The sequence below is a fragment of the Streptomyces sp. NPDC018000 genome (assembly GCF_044328025.1).
GTDB lineage: Bacteria > Actinomycetota > Actinomycetes > Streptomycetales > Streptomycetaceae > Streptomyces.
Genome location: NZ_JBIRGM010000003.1, coordinates 715,570 through 731,715, shown reverse-complemented (window position 1 = coordinate 731,715; position 16,146 = coordinate 715,570). Strand labels below are relative to the sequence as shown.

Below are 16,146 nucleotides of genomic sequence, written 5' to 3'. Positions count from 1 at the left end.
GCCGGGGGTGCGGCGGCCCCGGGGGGCATCAGCCCTGGTGGGGGTAGGTGTAGTCGGTCGGCGGAACCAGCGTCTCCTTGATGGCCCGGGTCAGGGTCCAGCGCTGCAGGTTCTGCGGGGCGCCCGCCTTGTCGTTCGTACCCGAGGCACGGCCGCCACCGAAGGGCTGCTGGCCGACGACGGCACCGGTCGACTTGTCGTTGATGTAGAAGTTGCCCGCGGCGTACCGCAGCTTCTCCATCGTGTGCGCGGCCGCGGCGCGGTCGCCCGCGATGACGGAACCGGTCAGCGCGTAGTCGGAGACCGACTCCATCTGCTCCAGCATCTCGTCGTACTTGTCGTCCTCGTAGACGTGCACGGCGAGGATCGGGCCGAAGTACTCGGTCGTGAAGACCTCGTTCGCCGGGTCGCTGCACTCGATGACGGTCGGGCGGACGAAGTAGCCCACCGAGTCGTCGTACGTGCCGCCCGCGATGATCGTGCAGGACGGGTCGGACTTGGCGCGGTCGATCGCCGCCTTGTTCTTGGCGAACGAGCGCTCGTCGATGACGGCACCGATGAAGTTCGACAGGTCGGTGACGTCACCCATGGTGATGGAGTCGACCTCGGCCGCGAACTTCTCCTTGAAACCGGAGTTCCAGATGGAGGCCGGGATGTACGCGCGGGAGGAAGCCGAGCACTTCTGGCCCTGGAACTCGAAGGAGCCACGGGTCAGCGCGGTCTTCAGCACCGCGTGGTCGGCCGACGGGTGGGCGACGACGAAGTCCTTGCCGCCGGTCTCGCCGACGAGCCGCGGGTAGGTGCGGTAGTTGGCGATGTTGTTGCCGACCGTCTTCCACAGGTGCTGGAAGGTGGGGGTCGAACCGGTGAAGTGGATGCCGGCCAGGTCGCGGTGGTTCAGGGCCACCTCGGAGACCGCGATGCCGTCACCGGTCACCAGGTTGATGACGCCCTTGGGCAGCCCCGCCTCCTCCAGGAGCTGCATCAGCAGCACGGCGGCGTGGGTCTGCGTCGGGGACGGCTTCCACACCACGACGTTGCCCATGAGGGCGGGGGCGGTGGGCAGGTTGCCCGCGATGGCCGTGAAGTTGAACGGCGTGATCGCGTAGACGAAGCCCTCGAGCGGGCGGTGGTCCATGCGGTTCCACACGCCCGGCGAGTTGGCCGGGGGCTGCTCGGCCAGGATCTGGCGCGCGTAGTGGACGTTGAAGCGCCAGAAGTCGACGAGCTCACAGGGGGTGTCGATCTCGGCCTGCTGGGCGGTCTTCGACTGGCCGAGCATCGTGGATGCGGCCAGCGTCTCGCGCCAGGGGCCGGACAGCAGTTCGGCGGCGCGCAGGATGATCGCGGCGCGGTCGTCGAAGGACATCGCCCGCCAGGCCGGGGCGGCGGCCAGCGCGGCGTCGATCGCGTCCTGGGCGTCCTGCTGCGTGGCGGCGGCGAACGTACCGATGACGGCCTTGTGGTTGTGCGGCTGGACGACGTCGAAGCGCTCCCCGCCGCCCATCCGCTTCTCGCCACCGATGGTCATCGGAAGGTCGATCGGGTTCTCGCTGAGCTCCTTGAGCTTCGCCTCCAGGCGGGCGCGCTCCGGGGAACCCGGGGCGTAGGAGTGGACCGGCTCGTTGACCGGCGCGGGGACCTGGGTAACAGCGTCCATGAGTGCCTTGTCTCCTTGTGTCAGGGGGTGGGGGTCAGCCGGGCAGGTCAGCCCTTGGTGAGGATGGAACGGCCGAAAAACAGGAGGTTCGCCGGCTTCTCCGCGAGGCGGCGCATGAAGTAGCCGTACCAGTCGGTGCCGTATGCGGTGTACACGCGCATCCGGTGGCCCTCGGCCGCCAGCCGGATGTGCTCGTCGCTGCGGATGCCGTACAGCATCTGGAACTCGTACTCGTCCAGCTTGCGCCCGGCCTTCCGGGCCAGTTCCTGGGCGATGGCGATCAGACGGGGGTCGTGCGACCCGATCATCGGGTAGCCCTTGCCCTCCATCAGGGTCTTCAGGATGCGGACGTACGCCTTGTCGATCTCGGCCTTGTCCTGGTAGGCGACGGAGGCGGGCTCCTTGTAGGCGCCCTTCACGATGCGGACGCGGCTGCCGGCGGCGGCCAGGCGGCGGGCGTCCTCCTCGGTGCGGAACAGGTACGCCTGGATCACACAGCCGGTCTGCGGGAAGTCCTTCCGCAGTTCCTCGTGGATGGCGAACATCGAGTCGAGGGTGGTGTGGTCCTCGGCGTCCAGCGTGACCGTGGTACCGATCGCGGCGGCGGCCTCGACGACCGGGCGGACGTTGGCGAGCGCCAGCTCGTGGCCACCGTCCAGCGCCTGGCCGAACATGGAGAGCTTGACGGACATCTCGGCCTTGGCGCCCAGGCCCAGGGCCTTGAGGCGCTCGATCAGTTCCAGGTACGCGTCGCGGGCGGCGGCGGCCTGCCCGGGAGTGGTGATGTCCTCGCCGACCACGTCGAGGGTGACTTCAAGGCCCTTGTCGGCGGCGTCCTCGATGATCGGGACGACCTGGTCGACGGTCTCACCGGCGATGAACCGGTCGACGACCTGCTTGGTGCCAGGTGCGGCCGAGATGAAACGACGCATCTTGTCGCTGCGGGACGCGGCGAGAATCACGGGACCCAGCACGGGGCACCTCCACGGAAAGTACGAACGAAGGCCGTACCGGCAGAAAAGGAACAGACCGGCACAGCACGGAGAACCACCGTGAAATCTAAGGATCCCTCCGTCGGTGTGCCATCGACAGCTGTCACGCATCCATTCCCGGGATCTCAGACATATGTCTGAAGGGGTGCGAGAATGGCTGGGTGAAGGGCGATTACCAGGAGCTGGTCGACGAGATCTCCGGGCTGCTCGGCGCCCCCGCGACGCTGGAGAACCGAGATTTCGGCCTGGTTGCCTTCGGCGCCCACGACAGCGACGACGACACGGCGATGGACCCGGTCCGCACCCGCTCGATCCTGACCAGGCGCTCCACGCCCGCGGTCCGTGCCTGGTTCGAGGGCTTCGGCATCGCCCGCGCCACCGGCCCGGTCCGCATTCCGGCCGCCCCGGAGGCCGGGGTGTTCCGGGGCCGTATCTGTCTGCCGGTACGCCATCGGGGTGTCGTGCTCGGTTACGTATGGCTGCTCGACGCGGATCCCGGACCGAGTGACGAGCAGCTGAAGGCTGCCATGGATGTGGCGTCCCGGATCGGGGGGCTGCTTGCCGACGAGGCGCGGGCCGGCACGGATCTGTCCCGGGAGTTCGGTGCGGTCCTCACCGCCGGGCGGGGCTGGCAGCGCGACATGGCGGTGACCGCGCTGCACGAGGCACTGGGGCGGGACGCGGAGGGCCTGCACACGATGGTGTGCGTGACCCCGTGGACCGACGATCCGCCGTCGGTCCGCACGGTGTCGTCGGCATCGGCACTGACCTCGGTCCCGGCCTCCGGGGACTTCGGGGGGCCCTCGCTGGCCGCGCTGATCCGGCTGCGCTCCACCGATGTCCTCGACCCGGCGCTCACCGCCGCGGACCGGCTGCGTGCCTCCGCGGACCGGTACGCCACCGCCGGGGTCGCGATGCCCCGCCGCGGCCTGGCGGACCTGGCCGCGGCCTGGCACGAGGCGTCCGCCGCGGCCCGCGCGGCGGCGGCCGAGTCCCGCTTCGGCCCGGTCGTCGAGTGGTCGGCGATCGGCCCGTACCGGCTGCTGACCGCGCTCCCCGCGGAAGCGGCCGCGGACCCCGCGGTCCGCGCCCTGCTCACCCCGCCGCACAAGGATCTGGCCCGCACCGCCGAGGTGTTCCTCGACTGCGCGGGCCAGGCGTCCCGTACGGCCTCCGCACTCGGCATCCACCGCCAGACGCTCTACTACCGGCTCTCCCGGGTCCAGCAGCTCACCGGCCTCGATCTCAACGACGGCGAGGACCGGCTGCTGCTGCACATGGCGCTCAAGGGCGCGCGGCTCTGATCCCCGTCAGTCGGTCAGGTTGACCGTACGGGCCGATACGGCACCGATCTCCGTGGAGATCTCGGCGAGCACCGACGCCGGGACATCGTCGTCGACGGTGAGCACGACCAGCGCCTCGCCGCCCGCGTCCGCCCGCGAGACCTGCATGCCCGCGATGTTCAGACCGGCCTCGCCGAGGATCCGACCGACCGTGCCGACAACACCGGGACGGTCGTCGTAACGCAGCACCACCATGTGGTCGGCCAGCGCCAGGTCCACGTCGTACTCGCCGACGGCGACGATCTTCTGGAGGTGCTTGGGGCCGGCCAGCGTGCCGGAGACCGCGACCTCCTCGCCGCCCGAGAGCGTGCCGCGGACGGTAACCACATTGCGGTGGTCCGGCGACTCGGAGCCGGTGGTGAGGCGGACCTCTACACCGCGCTCCTGCGCGAAGAGCGGGGCATTCACATAGGACACGGTCTCGTCGACCACGTCCTCGAAGACGCCCTTGAGCGCGGAGAGTTCGAGCACCTTGACGTCGTGCTGGGTGATCTCGCCGTACACCTCGACGTCGAGGCGGACCGCGACCTCGCCCGCGAGCGCGGTGAAGATCCGGCCGAGCTTCTCGGCGAGCGGCAGGCCCGGGCGTACGTCCTCGGCGATCACGCCGCCCTGGACGTTGACCGCGTCCGGCACGAGCTCACCGGCGAGGGCGAGGCGCACGGACTTGGCGACCGCGACACCCGCCTTCTCCTGGGCCTCGTCGGTGGAGGCGCCGAGGTGCGGGGTGCAGACGACCTGGTCGAACTCGAACAGCGGGGAGTCCGTGCAGGGCTCCTTCGTGTACACGTCGAGACCGGCGCCGGCGACCCGGCCCTCCTTGAGCGCGGCGGCGAGCGCCACCTCGTCGATGATGCCACCGCGCGCGGCGTTGACGATGCGCACCGAGGGCTTCACCTTGTGCAGCGCCTCGTCGCCGATCAGGCCCAGTGTCTCGGATGTCTTGGGCAGGTGAACGGTGATGAAGTCGGCGACCTCGAGCAGTTCGTCGAGCGCCAGGAGCTTGACACCCATCTGGGCGGCACGTGCGGGCTGCACATAGGGGTCGTACGCAACGATCTTCATGCCGAAGGCCGACATGCGCTGAGCGACCAGGACACCGATGCGGCCGAGGCCGACGACGCCGAGGACCTTCTCGCTCAGCTCGACGCCGGTGTACTTGGAGCGCTTCCACTCGCCGTTCTTGAGGGCGGTGTTGGCCTGCGGGATGTTGCGCGCGGTGGCGATCAGCAGACCGCAGGCCAGCTCGGCGGCGGTCACGATGTTGGAGGTCGGTGCGTTGACGACCATCACGCCGGCCTTGGTGGCGGCGGAGACGTCGACGTTGTCCAGACCGACGCCCGCGCGGGCGACGACCTTCAGCTTCTGCGCGGCGGCAATGGCCTCGGCGTCGACCTTGGTGGCGGAGCGCACCAGGATGGCGTCGACATCGGCGATCGCGGGGAGGAGCTCGGCGCGGTCCGCGCCGTTGCAGTGCCGGATTTCGAAATCCGGCCCCAGGGCGTCAACCGTGGCAGGCGACAGTTCTTCAGCGATGAGTACGACAGGTTTCGAGCTCACGTGAGTCCTCACAAGTCCAGTGCGGACGGCCGTCCCGACGGCCGCAGGCGGTGGAGGGGCTTGCCGCGTGGAAGACGCACGACATTGTGGGCCTGACGCGTGTATGTGTCGAGAAGTGTAGTCATGCGCCAGGACGCATACTGTGCCCCGATGGAAGGATCACCCACACGGGGTGGACGACTTGTACACACGTACGACGCCGCCTCTTCCAGCGGTGAAGCAGGGGGAATGCCTCGGGGGCGGGTCAGGAGACCCGCCCCCGAGGCACCGGTGTTACGCGTCCTCGTCGTTGACCCAGCTCATGAGCTTGCGCAGCTCACGGCCGGTGGTCTCCAGGAGGTGGTCGCTGTCCGCCTTCTTGTACTCGTTGTACTTGGGCAGACCGTTGTGGTACTCGGCCATCCAGTTCTTGGCGAAGGTGCCGTCCTGGATCTCCGCGAGGACCTTCTTCATCTCGGCCTTGGTGGCGTCCGTGATGATCCGCGGGCCGGTGACGTAGTCGCCCCACTCGGCGGTCTCCGAGATGGACCAACGCATCTTCTCCAGGCCGCCCTCGTACATGAGGTCCACGATGAGCTTCAGCTCGTGCAGGCACTCGAAGTACGCGATCTCCGGCTGGTAACCGGCCTCGGTCAGGGTCTCGAAACCGGCCTTGACCAGGGCGGCGGTGCCACCGCAGAGGACGGCCTGCTCACCGAACAGGTCGGTCTCGGTCTCCTCGGTGAAGGTCGTCTTGATGACGCCGGCGCGGGTGCCGCCGATGCCCTTCGCGTACGACAGGGCGAGCGCCAGGCCGTTGCCCGAGGCGTCCTGCTCGACGGCCACGATGCACGGAACGCCGCGGCCCTCCTCGTACTGACGGCGGACCAGGTGGCCCGGGCCCTTCGGGGCGACCATGCAGACGTCGACATCGGCCGGCGGCTTGATGAAGCCGAAGCGGATGTTCAGGCCGTGGCCGAAGAACAGCGCGTCGCCCTTCTTGAGGTTGTCCTTGATGGACTCCTCGTAGACCTGGGCCTGGATCGGGTCCGGGACGAGGATCATGATGACGTCGGCCTCGGCGGCGGCCTCGGACGGGGTCACCACGCGCAGCCCCTGCTCCTCGGCCTTGGCCTTGGACTTGGAGCCCTCGTGCAGACCGACACGGACGTCGACACCCGAGTCACGCAGCGACAGCGCGTGGGCGTGGCCCTGGCTGCCGTAGCCGATGACCGCGACCTTGCGGCCCTGGATGATGGACAGGTCGGCATCGTCGTCGTAGAACAGCTCGGCCACTGGGTCTCTCCTTGGTGTGCAGGTGTTGCGTCCCACCGTACGGCGGGTTGCGTCAGATACGTTTTCGGGTCTCGCCATACGAGCGGCGAGGTCGTCAGGCCGATCGGTCGAGGGCGCGCAGCGAACGGTCGGTGATCGAGCGCGCGCCACGCCCTATGGCGATGGTGCCGGACTGGACCAGCTCCTTGATGCCGTACTGCTCCAGCATCTTGAGCATGGCCTCCAGCTTGTCGGCGCCGCCGGTCGCCTCGATCGTGACGGCCTCCGGGGAGACGTCCACGGTCTTGGCGCGGAACAGCTGGACGATCTCGACGATCTGGGAGCGGGTCTCGTTGTCGGCGCGGACCTTCACCAGGACGAGCTCACGCTGGATCGCAGCGGACGGCTCGAGTTCGACGATCTTCAGGACGTTGACCAGCTTGTTGAGCTGTTTGGTCACCTGCTCGAGAGGCAGGTCCTCGACACTGACGACGATGGTGATGCGCGAGATGTCGGGGTGTTCGGTGGTACCGACCGCGAGCGAGTCGATGTTGAAGCCGCGGCGGGAGAACAGGGCGGTGATCCGGGCAAGGACACCGGGCTTGTTCTCGACCAGGACGGAGAGCGTGTGCTTGGTGGACATGGAGTCGGTCTCTCTCTGTCTCTCAGTCGTCTTCGTTGTCGCCGAAGTCGGGGCGGACTCCGCGGGCGGCCATGACCTCGTCGTTGGAGGTGCCGGCGGCGACCATCGGCCACACCATGGCGTCCTCGTGGACGATGAAGTCGATCACGACGGGGCGGTCGTTGATGGAATTGGCCTCTTCGATGACCTTGTCCAGGTCGGCCGGGTCCTCGCAGCGGATCGCGTAGCAGCCCATGGCCTCGGACAGCTTGACGAAGTCCGGGACGCGGGTGCCCTTCGCCGGGACGCCCTCGGTGTCGGCGCCGGAGTGCAGCACGGTGTTGGAGTACCGCTGGTTGTAGAACAGGGTCTGCCACTGGCGGACCATCCCGAGCGCGCCGTTGTTGATGATGGCGACCTTGATCGGGATGTTGTTGAGCGCGCAGGTGGTGAGTTCCTGGTTGGTCATCTGGAAGCAGCCGTCGCCGTCGATCGCCCAGACCGTACGGTCCGGCATGCCGGCCTTGGCACCCATCGCGGCCGGGACCGCGTAACCCATCGTTCCGGCGCCACCGGAGTTCAGCCAGGTGGCGGGCTGCTCGTACTGGATGAAGTGCGAGGCCCACATCTGGTGCTGGCCGACGCCCGCCGCGAAGATCGTGCCCTCGGGGGCGAGCCGGCCGATGCGCTGGATGACCTGCTGCGGCGAGAGGCTGCCGTCCTCGGGCAGGTCGTAGCCGAGCGGGTACGTCTCGCGCCAGCGGTTGAGATCCTTCCACCACGCGTCATAGTCACCGACGTGACCTTCGGTGTGCTCGGTCTGGACGGCCTGGACCAGGTCGGCCAGAACCTCGCGGGCATCGCCCACGATCGGGACGTCGGCGGCGCGGTTCTTGCCGATCTCGGCCGGGTCGATGTCGGCGTGGACGATCTTGGCGTACGGGGCGAAGCTGTCCAGCTTGCCGGTGACGCGGTCGTCGAACCGGGCTCCGAGGGCGACGATCAGGTCGGCCTTCTGCAGCGCGGTGACGGCGGTGACCGAACCGTGCATGCCCGGCATTCCGACGTGCAGCGGGTGGCTGTCGGGGAATGCGCCGAGCGCCATCAGTGTGGTGGTGACGGGCGCTCCGGTGAGCTCCGCGAGGACCTTCAGTTCGGCGGTGGCCCCCGCCTTGATGACACCGCCGCCGACGTACAGCACCGGGCGCTTGGCCTGGGTGATCAGCTTGGCTGCCTCGCGGATCTGCTTGGCGTGCGGCTTGGTGACCGGACGGTAGCCGGGCAGGTCCTGGGTGGGCGGCCAGCTGAACGTGGTCTGCGCCTGCAGGGCGTCCTTGGCGATGTCGACGAGGACGGGGCCCGGACGGCCGGTGGAGGCGATGTGGAAGGCCTCGGCGATCGTGTGCGGGATGTCCTCGGCCTTGGTGACCAGGAAGTTGTGCTTGGTGACCGGCATCGTGATGCCACAGATGTCGGCTTCCTGGAAGGCATCCGTGCCGATGGCCTTGGAGGCGACCTGACCGGTGATCGCGACCAGCGGGACGGAATCCATGTGGGCGTCCGCGATCGGCGTGACCAGGTTGGTGGCGCCGGGGCCCGAGGTGGCCATACAGACGCCGACCTTGCCGGTGGCCTGTGCGTAGCCGGTGGCGGCGTGTCCGGCGCCCTGCTCGTGACGGACCAGCACATGGCGGACCCGGGTGGAGTCCATCATCGGGTCGTACGCCGGAAGAATGGCACCGCCTGGAATGCCGAATACCGTGTCGGCCCCCACCTCCTCGAGAGACCGGATGAGGGACTGCGCGCCCGTGACGTGCTCAACGGTGGCGGCGGACGATCCGCCGTTACGGGCCCGCGGCTGGGGATGGTGGGCCCCTGTGGCCTGCTCGGTCATCGGCATTCTCTTCTCGAAGCTGAGGGTTTTTGCGGGTATTTTGCGGCGGTTTGCCTGGTGCTATTGCAACAAAAAACCCCTCGTGCCGTGAGGCAAGCGAGGGGAGCGCGCCGGTGTGGTCCGCAGAGTGTCAGTGAGGGACTCTGCTTCAGCCGACGCGCTTTCCAAGTACGAGAATTCGGGTTCGCATGACACTGACCCTCTCTCCGGCGCATGCAACGTGTCAAGCGGGTGGGACGGGCGTCTCAACATGTGAGCCACTGAGGAGCGGGATCGAGCCGCCCGTCAGGACCGGCTGGGCAGTGGCACTGCCGGATCCGGGCACTGGGAACTCGCCGCGGGCCAGGGCGCGGCGCAGCCGGTATTCGTCGAGCGGCCCGGAGAAGGCCATCCCCTGGCCGTGCGTACAACCCATGGCGCGCAGGGCGATGACCTGCTCCGGCAGATCGACACCATCGGCCACGGACTGCATGCCGAGATCGCACGCGATGCGCAGGAGGCCGCTGGTGATCTTGTGCAGCCGGGCGGATTCCACGACACCCTCGACGAGACCGCGGTCCAGTTTCAGTACGTCGATGGGGAGCCGGCGCAGCGCGTTGATCGCGGCGTAGCCACTGCCGAAGCCGTCGAGCGCGATGCGGACGCCGAGCCGGCGCAGCGCCACGAGACGCTGTTCGAGCTCGTCGAAGGAGATCCGGGGGTCGCTGTCGGTGACCTCGATCACCAGGGTGCCGGCGGGCAGGCTGTGCCGGGTGAGCAGCGACTCGACGGAACCGAACGGCATCCCCTTGTCGAGGAGCCTGCCGGCGGAGAGCCGCACGGTGACGGAGACCGGATAACCGGCCCTGGCCCGGTCGGCGGCCTGCTCGACGGCCTCTTCGAGGAGCCAGCGGCCGAGTTCGGCGGTGCGGTCGCTGTCCTCGGCGACGCGAAGGAATTCGGCAGGGGTGAACAGGATGCCCTGGGCGGAGCGCCAGCGGGCCTGGGCGGCGACGGCGGCGACGGCGCCGCTGGCGAGATGCACCACGGGCTGGTGGAGCAGGGCGAACTCACCGTCTCGCAGGGCGGTACGCAGCCGGGCCGCCAGCTCGGAGCGGCGTACGACTTCGGCCTGCATCTGCGGGGCGTACAGCTCGACGCGGTTCTTGCCGCCGGCCTTGGCGCGGTACATGGCGAGATCGGCGTTGCGCATGAGGTCGCTCGGAGAGATGCCGGGCTCGGCGAAGGCGACCCCGATGGACGCGGCGACCCGGACCTCACCGGCGCCGATGCGGTACGGCTGGGAGAGGGTGAGGCGCAGCCGGTCGGCGATCTCGTGGACCTGGCATTCCCGGGCGGGCTGGTCGCGGATGCCGTCGCCGAGGATGATGGCCGCGAATTCGTCACCACCGAGGCGGGCCGCGGTGTCGCCGACCCGTACGGACTCATGGAGGCGGCGGGCGGCCTGGATGAGGAGTTCGTCGCCCGCCTGGTGGCCGAGGCGGTCGTTGACCGCCTTGAAGCCGTCGAGGTCGAGGAAGAGCACGGCGGTGCCGGTGTCGCCGGAGCGGCGGCCGCCGAGGGCCTGGCGGACCCGCTCGGTGAACAGGGCGCGGTTGGGCAGGTCGGTGAGCGGGTCGTGCTCGGCGTTGTGCTGCAACTGGGCCTGCAGCCGGACTCTTTCGGTCACATCGCGGCTGTTGAGGATCAGCCCGCCCTGGTGGCGGTTGACCGTGGATTCGACATTGAGCCAGTCGCCCGTACCGGATCTGAAGCGGCACTCGATCCGGGTGGTGGGCTCCTCGCCCGGACAGGCGGCGAGGAACCGGCGCACCTCATGGACCACCCGCCCCAGGTCCTCGGGATGGATGATCGAGGCGAGCTCGGCGCCGACCAGGTCGTCGGCCTCGCGTCCGTACACCCCCACGGCGGCGGGACTGACATAGCGCAGGACGCCGGTGGGGGCAGCGATCATGATGACATCGCTGGAGCCCTGCACCAGGGAGCGGAAGTGGTTCTCCTTCTGCGCCAGCTCCTGGGTGAGGGCGATGTTGTCGACGAGCATGATGCCCTGCCGGACGACCAGGGCGAGCACCACCGTGCAGCCGGTGAAGACCACGACGCGGTCCACCCGACGGCCCTCGATGACGTTGCTGAGAATGCCGAGGGTGCAGACCGCGGCGGCAAGATACGGCGTCAGCGCGGCCAGCGATCCCGCGATGGGCCTGCTGGTGGAGCGCGGCGTACCCCGTGGCGGCAAGGCATTGTCCGTTGCGCTTTTCGTGCCCCAGGGTGCGTACGCGAGGAGCACGGAACCGGCGAACCAGCCCGCGTCCAGCAACTGGCCGGAGTGGTAGGCCTGGCGCAGCAGCGGGGAGGTGAACAGGGCGTCGGACAGGACCGTCAGGGCGAGTGCGGCAACGGCGGTGTTCACCGCGGAGCGGTTGACGTTGGACCGCCGGAAGTGCAGGGCCAGCACCATGGAGACCAGCACGATGTCGAGCAGCGGATAGGCCAGCGCGAGCGCCGCGCGGGCCACGCTCGCGCCCTCGGCGTCCGCGAGGTGCGCGGTGTGGGCGAGGGCGAGGCTCCAGGAGAGCGTGAGGAGCGATCCGCCGATCAGCCAGGAGTCCAGTGCGAGACAGACCCATCCGGCCCGGGTGACGGGACGTTTGGCAAGGACGAGCAGCCCGATGATGGCGGGCGGTGCGAAGCAGAGGAAGAAGGCGTCGGCGAGGGTGGGGCTGGGCACCGAGCGGTCGAGCACGACCTCGTACCAGCCCCAGACCGCATTGCCCCCTGCGGCCATGAGCGAGGAGAGCGAGAACAGCAGCCAGGCGGGCCGGAACCGGTCGCCGCCGTTTCGCGCGTAGAAGTAGCAGGAGACGGCCGCGACCAGCGCGGCGGCGCTGAGGCCGAAATCCCCCATGATGAGCGCCAGTTCCGAAGAACCCCAGCCGAGGGCCGCCCCCACCGTGTATCCGCCGCAGACGAGGCCGACCAGGAGCTGCGACACCAGTGCGGACGCACCGCCGACGGTCGACCGCCGGGAGAGGAACGCCCCGAGGGCACCGGCCGGCGCGCTCACCGGGGTGCACCCGACGCCGCGACGCCCGCTCTGCGGACGGACGACGGGAAACCCGGAACAGGGCCCAGTCGCCGTCGATCGTCCTGCGGTGTCGGATCGTTCACCCATCGGCCGTACATCGCCCGTCACCCCCTCGCGTGTTGCGTCCTCCCCGGCGCAGTCCCTTCCTCGGCGCAGCGCCCCTTTCGGGACGATACACCAGACCAGTCACGCAGGGACATAGTTTATCTACTCTCCGTGACCACTGAGGGTTTGTCAGAACGGTACGCAGTCAAGCGGGACCGTAGCGTGGTCAACCGATGGTGCGTACGACGTTCTGCATCGGCTCCCCCGCGGCGAAACGGTTCAGCTGTCCGGCCACCAGACGCTTGGCGCGCGGCAGGAACGCTGAGGTGCTGCCGCCCACATGAGGAGTGATCAGGACGTTCGGAGCATGCCAGAGGGGATGGCCGGCGGGCAGCGGTTCCGGGTCGGTGACATCGAGGGCGGCGCGCAGTCGGCCGGACCCGAGTTCGAGCAGCAGCGACTTGGTGTCGACGACGCCGCCCCGTGCGACGTTCACGAGCAGCGCTCCGTCCGGCATCGCGGCGAGGAACTCCGCACCCACCAGCCCTTGCGTGGACGGGTTCAGCGGGGTGGACAGCACGACGACGTCGGCTTCGGGCAGGAGTGCGGGCAGGTCATCGAGTGTGTGTACGGGTCCGCGTGCCGTTGTCCGTGCAGAGCGCGCGACGCGCGCCACCCGCGCGCACTCGAAGGGCACGAGCCGGTCCTCGATGGCGGCCCCGATCGATCCGTACCCCACGATCAGCACGGACTTGTCGGCGAGCGCGGGATAGAAGCCGGCCCGCCATTCCTCCTTGTCCTGGCCGTGGACGAACCCGGGGAAGCCGCGCAGGGAGGCGAGGATCAGGGCGAGGGCGAGCTCCGCGGTCGACGCCTCGTGGACCCCTTTGGCATTGCACAGCCGCACCCCGGCCGGCAGCAGACCGAGGCCCGGCTCGACATGGTCGATGCCCGCAGTGAGCGTCTGCACGATGCGGACCTGTGCCATGTCTGCGAGCGGACGGACCGAGATCCGGGAACCCTTCATGTACGGCACGACGTAGAAGACGCAGTCGGCCGGGTCGGCCGGGTAGTCCTGCGCGCCGTCCCAGAAGTGGTAGTTGAGACCCTCGGGGAGTCCTTCGATCTCGTCGGCGGGAAACGGCAGCCACACGTCAGGAGTCTTCGTCGAAGTCATGGTCAGGAGGCTAACGACCTGGAGGCTGCGCGAGGGGCGGCGGGCGGCAGAGGTTACTTTGGGGTGCGGTGTGGTCCCGTGACGGCGGGGCCGAGGTCCTGTGGTCACGGGACCTTAGGGAGGGTTCGGGGAGTTGGAGCGCAGGAGTCTTGGTGCGGCGGCGCTCGCCGTGGGTGCGGTGGGTCTTGGCTGCATGCCGATGAGCTGGGCGTACAGCGCGTCGCAGCAGCGCGGTGACCGTGCGTTGCGTGCGGTGCACGCCGCGCTCGACGCGGGCGTCCAACTGCTCGACACAGCCGACATGTACGGCCCCTTCACCAATGAGCTGCTGGTGGGCCGGGCGCTGAAGGGCCGCAGATCCGATGCCTTCGTCTCCACCAAGTGCGGGCTGCTGGTGGGCGATCAGCACATCGTCGCCAATGGCCGCCCCGGCTATGTGCGGCGGGCCTGTGACGCCTCGCTTCGGCGGCTGCAGACCGACGTGATCGATCTGTACCAGCTGCACCGGGCCGATCCCGAGGTGCCGGTCGAGGAGACCTGGGGCGCGATGGCGGAGCTGGTGACCGCCGGAAAAGTGCGGGCGCTCGGACTCTGTGCGGTCGGGGCGCGGGCTTCACGCCGGCCGGGTGCCCGAAGGTACGACGAAACGATCCGTCAGCTGGAACGGGTGCAGCAGGTCTTCCCGGTGAGCGCGGTGCAGGCGGAACTCTCGGTCTGGTCGCCGGAGGCGCTGGAGTCGTTGCTTCCGTGGTGCTCCGCGCGGGGTGTGGGGCTGCTGGCGGCGATGCCGCTGGGGAACGGCTATCTGACGGGCACGCTGACCCCGGGGCAGGGCTTCGAGCCGGAGGATCTGCGGGCCAGGCATCCACGGTTCACGGCCGAGATGATGGCGGCGAACCAGCCGGTGGTGGTCGGGCTGCGGCGGATCGCGGAGCGGCACGGGGCGACTGCGGCGCAGGTGGCGCTGGCCTGGGTGCTGCGGCAGGGGCCGCATGTGGTGCCGGTGCCGGGGACCAAGCGGGAGCGGTGGGCGGTGGAGAATGCGGGGGCGGCCGGGCTGAAGCTGACCCCGCGGGATCTGATGGAGATCGCCTGGCTGCCTGCGGCGCGGGGGTCGTGGTACTGATCAGCGGCCACCCGTTCGTGATCCACGATCGAGAAATCTGACGTGCGTGGAGAACCGGGGACGGGGGTGCGGTGTAAGAACAGAAGTCGGATGGCCGTCGAAGGGATCGGTGCTGTGCGTGGTGTTCTGTTCGGATCTTTACAAGGCCCCGCTGGTCGTCGGGGACGGCGTCGAGGCGTGCGCCGCGGGACAGTGGCCGCGCTGGCCGCGGGCGCGCTGCTGCTGACCGCGGGGTGTTCGGCGGGGAACGGTTTCGGCAGCACGACGGGCGCCGGACAGCTGCCGTCGCCGTCCTCTTCCTCCCCCGCTGCCTCGGGCCCGTCGGCCTCCCCGTCCGCGTCGGTCGCCCCGCCACCCGCGAAAGGCTCGGTCAAGGTGGTCTCCACGCTCACCGAGGGCCTCGACTCTCCCTGGGGGCTGGCGGAGCTGCCCGGCGGCGATCTGCTGGTCTCCTCGCGCGACAAGGGAACGATCACCCGGATCGACGGGAAGAGCGGCAAGAAGACCCTGCTGGGCACCGTGCCCGGGGTGGCGCCCGGCGGGGAGGGAGGGCTGCTGGGGATCGCGCTCTCCCCCACGTACGGTTCGGACCATCTGGTGTACGCGTACTTCACGACCGCGTCCGACAACCGCATCGCGCGCATGCAGTACGACGAGAACGGCACGACGCCCGGCCGGCTGCTGGGTGCACCGGACACGATTCTGCGGGGCATCCCGAAGGGCTCGGTCCACAACGGCGGGCGGATCGCCTTCGGTCCGGACCACATGCTCTACGCGGGCACAGGGGAGACGGGGGACAGCGAGCTCGCACAGGACAAGAAGTCGCTGGCCGGCAAGATTCTGCGGATGACCCCGGACGGCCGGCCGCTGCACGGCAATCCGCAGGCCGACTCCGTGGTGTATTCGTACGGCCATCGCAATGTGGAGGGGCTGGCCTGGGACGGGCAGAAGCAGCTGTGGGCGTCCGAATTCGGACAGGACACCTGGGACGAGCTGAACCGGATCGTGCCGGGCGGGAATTATGGCTGGCCGAAGGTCGAGGGCAAGGGAGGAAAGCCGGGCTTCATCGATCCCGTGGCACAGTGGAAGCCCTCCGAGGCGTCCCCGAGCGGGATCGCCTTCGCCAAGGGGTCGGTCTGGATGGCGGCCCTGCGTGGTGAGCGGCTCTGGCGGATTCCGCTGTCCGCCCGGGAGGACAGGGAACCTCTGGCGGCGCCGCAGTCGTTCCTGAAGGGCAAGTACGGCCGTCTGCGCACCGTGCTCGCCGCAGGCGGCAACAAGCTCTGGCTGGTCACGAGCAATACGGACACCCGTGGCACCCCGAAGCCGGGAGACGACAGGATCCTGGTGCTGGAGGTGCGATAGCGGCTACAGCAGGTGAAAGG

The 16,146-nt window shown here is 69.1% G+C and carries 11 protein-coding genes; 3 read left to right on the top strand and 8 right to left on the bottom strand.

The genetic code is table 11. The features are described from left to right. Window positions 1-28: 28 nt before the first annotated feature. A complete protein-coding gene (gene pruA / locus ACH4EW_RS11730) occupies window positions 29-1,660 on the bottom strand; it encodes an L-glutamate gamma-semialdehyde dehydrogenase (protein WP_398254685.1) in 1,632 nt (543 codons plus the stop codon). Between the two features lie 47 nt (window positions 1,661-1,707). Further along, complete coding sequence (locus tag ACH4EW_RS11725) at window positions 1,708-2,634, bottom strand: proline dehydrogenase family protein (protein ID WP_398254682.1); 927 nt, start codon at window positions 2,632-2,634, stop codon at window positions 1,708-1,710. Between the two features lie 179 nt (window positions 2,635-2,813). Between ACH4EW_RS11725 and ACH4EW_RS11720 the strand changes: the two genes are divergently transcribed. Then, on the top strand, window positions 2,814-3,956 hold the full coding sequence (locus ACH4EW_RS11720) for a PucR family transcriptional regulator (RefSeq protein ID WP_398254678.1): 1,143 nt from the start codon (window positions 2,814-2,816) through the stop codon (window positions 3,954-3,956). A 6-nt stretch (window positions 3,957-3,962) separates the two neighbouring features. Here ACH4EW_RS11720 and serA read toward each other — a convergent pair whose 3' ends face one another. The 6 genes from serA to ACH4EW_RS11690 all read right to left on the bottom strand — a co-directional run bounded on the left by serA (window position 3,963) and on the right by ACH4EW_RS11690 (window position 13,635). After that, a complete protein-coding gene (gene serA / locus ACH4EW_RS11715) occupies window positions 3,963-5,555 on the bottom strand; it encodes a phosphoglycerate dehydrogenase (protein WP_398254675.1) in 1,593 nt (530 codons plus the stop codon). Between the two features lie 273 nt (window positions 5,556-5,828). Further along, window positions 5,829-6,830, bottom strand: a complete 1,002-nt coding sequence (ilvC, locus tag ACH4EW_RS11710; RefSeq protein ID WP_398254672.1) for a ketol-acid reductoisomerase — start codon at window positions 6,828-6,830, stop codon at window positions 5,829-5,831. A gap of 94 nt (window positions 6,831-6,924) precedes the next feature. After that, complete coding sequence (ilvN, locus tag ACH4EW_RS11705) at window positions 6,925-7,452, bottom strand: acetolactate synthase small subunit (RefSeq protein WP_351206880.1); 528 nt, start codon at window positions 7,450-7,452, stop codon at window positions 6,925-6,927. Between the two features lie 22 nt (window positions 7,453-7,474). Further along, window positions 7,475-9,331, bottom strand: coding sequence for an acetolactate synthase large subunit (locus ACH4EW_RS11700; protein WP_398254670.1), 1,857 nt, complete (start codon window positions 9,329-9,331; stop codon window positions 7,475-7,477). Between the two features lie 217 nt (window positions 9,332-9,548). Then, entirely contained in the window at window positions 9,549-12,392 is a 2,844-nt protein-coding gene (locus ACH4EW_RS11695; RefSeq protein WP_398254667.1) for a putative bifunctional diguanylate cyclase/phosphodiesterase, read from the bottom strand. A 292-nt stretch (window positions 12,393-12,684) separates the two neighbouring features. Next, window positions 12,685-13,635 carry a 2-hydroxyacid dehydrogenase gene (locus ACH4EW_RS11690; protein WP_398254665.1) on the bottom strand — a complete coding sequence of 317 codons (951 nt, stop codon included), beginning with the start codon at window positions 13,633-13,635 and terminating at the stop codon, window positions 12,685-12,687. A 169-nt stretch (window positions 13,636-13,804) separates the two neighbouring features. Between ACH4EW_RS11690 and ACH4EW_RS11685 the strand changes: the two genes are divergently transcribed. Next, entirely contained in the window at window positions 13,805-14,761 is a 957-nt protein-coding gene (locus tag ACH4EW_RS11685) for an aldo/keto reductase (RefSeq protein ID WP_398254825.1), read from the top strand. A gap of 192 nt (window positions 14,762-14,953) precedes the next feature. Continuing rightward, window positions 14,954-16,126, top strand: a complete 1,173-nt coding sequence (locus ACH4EW_RS11680) for a PQQ-dependent sugar dehydrogenase (RefSeq protein ID WP_398254822.1) — start codon at window positions 14,954-14,956, stop codon at window positions 16,124-16,126. The last annotated feature ends 20 nt before the right edge of the window (window positions 16,127-16,146 follow it).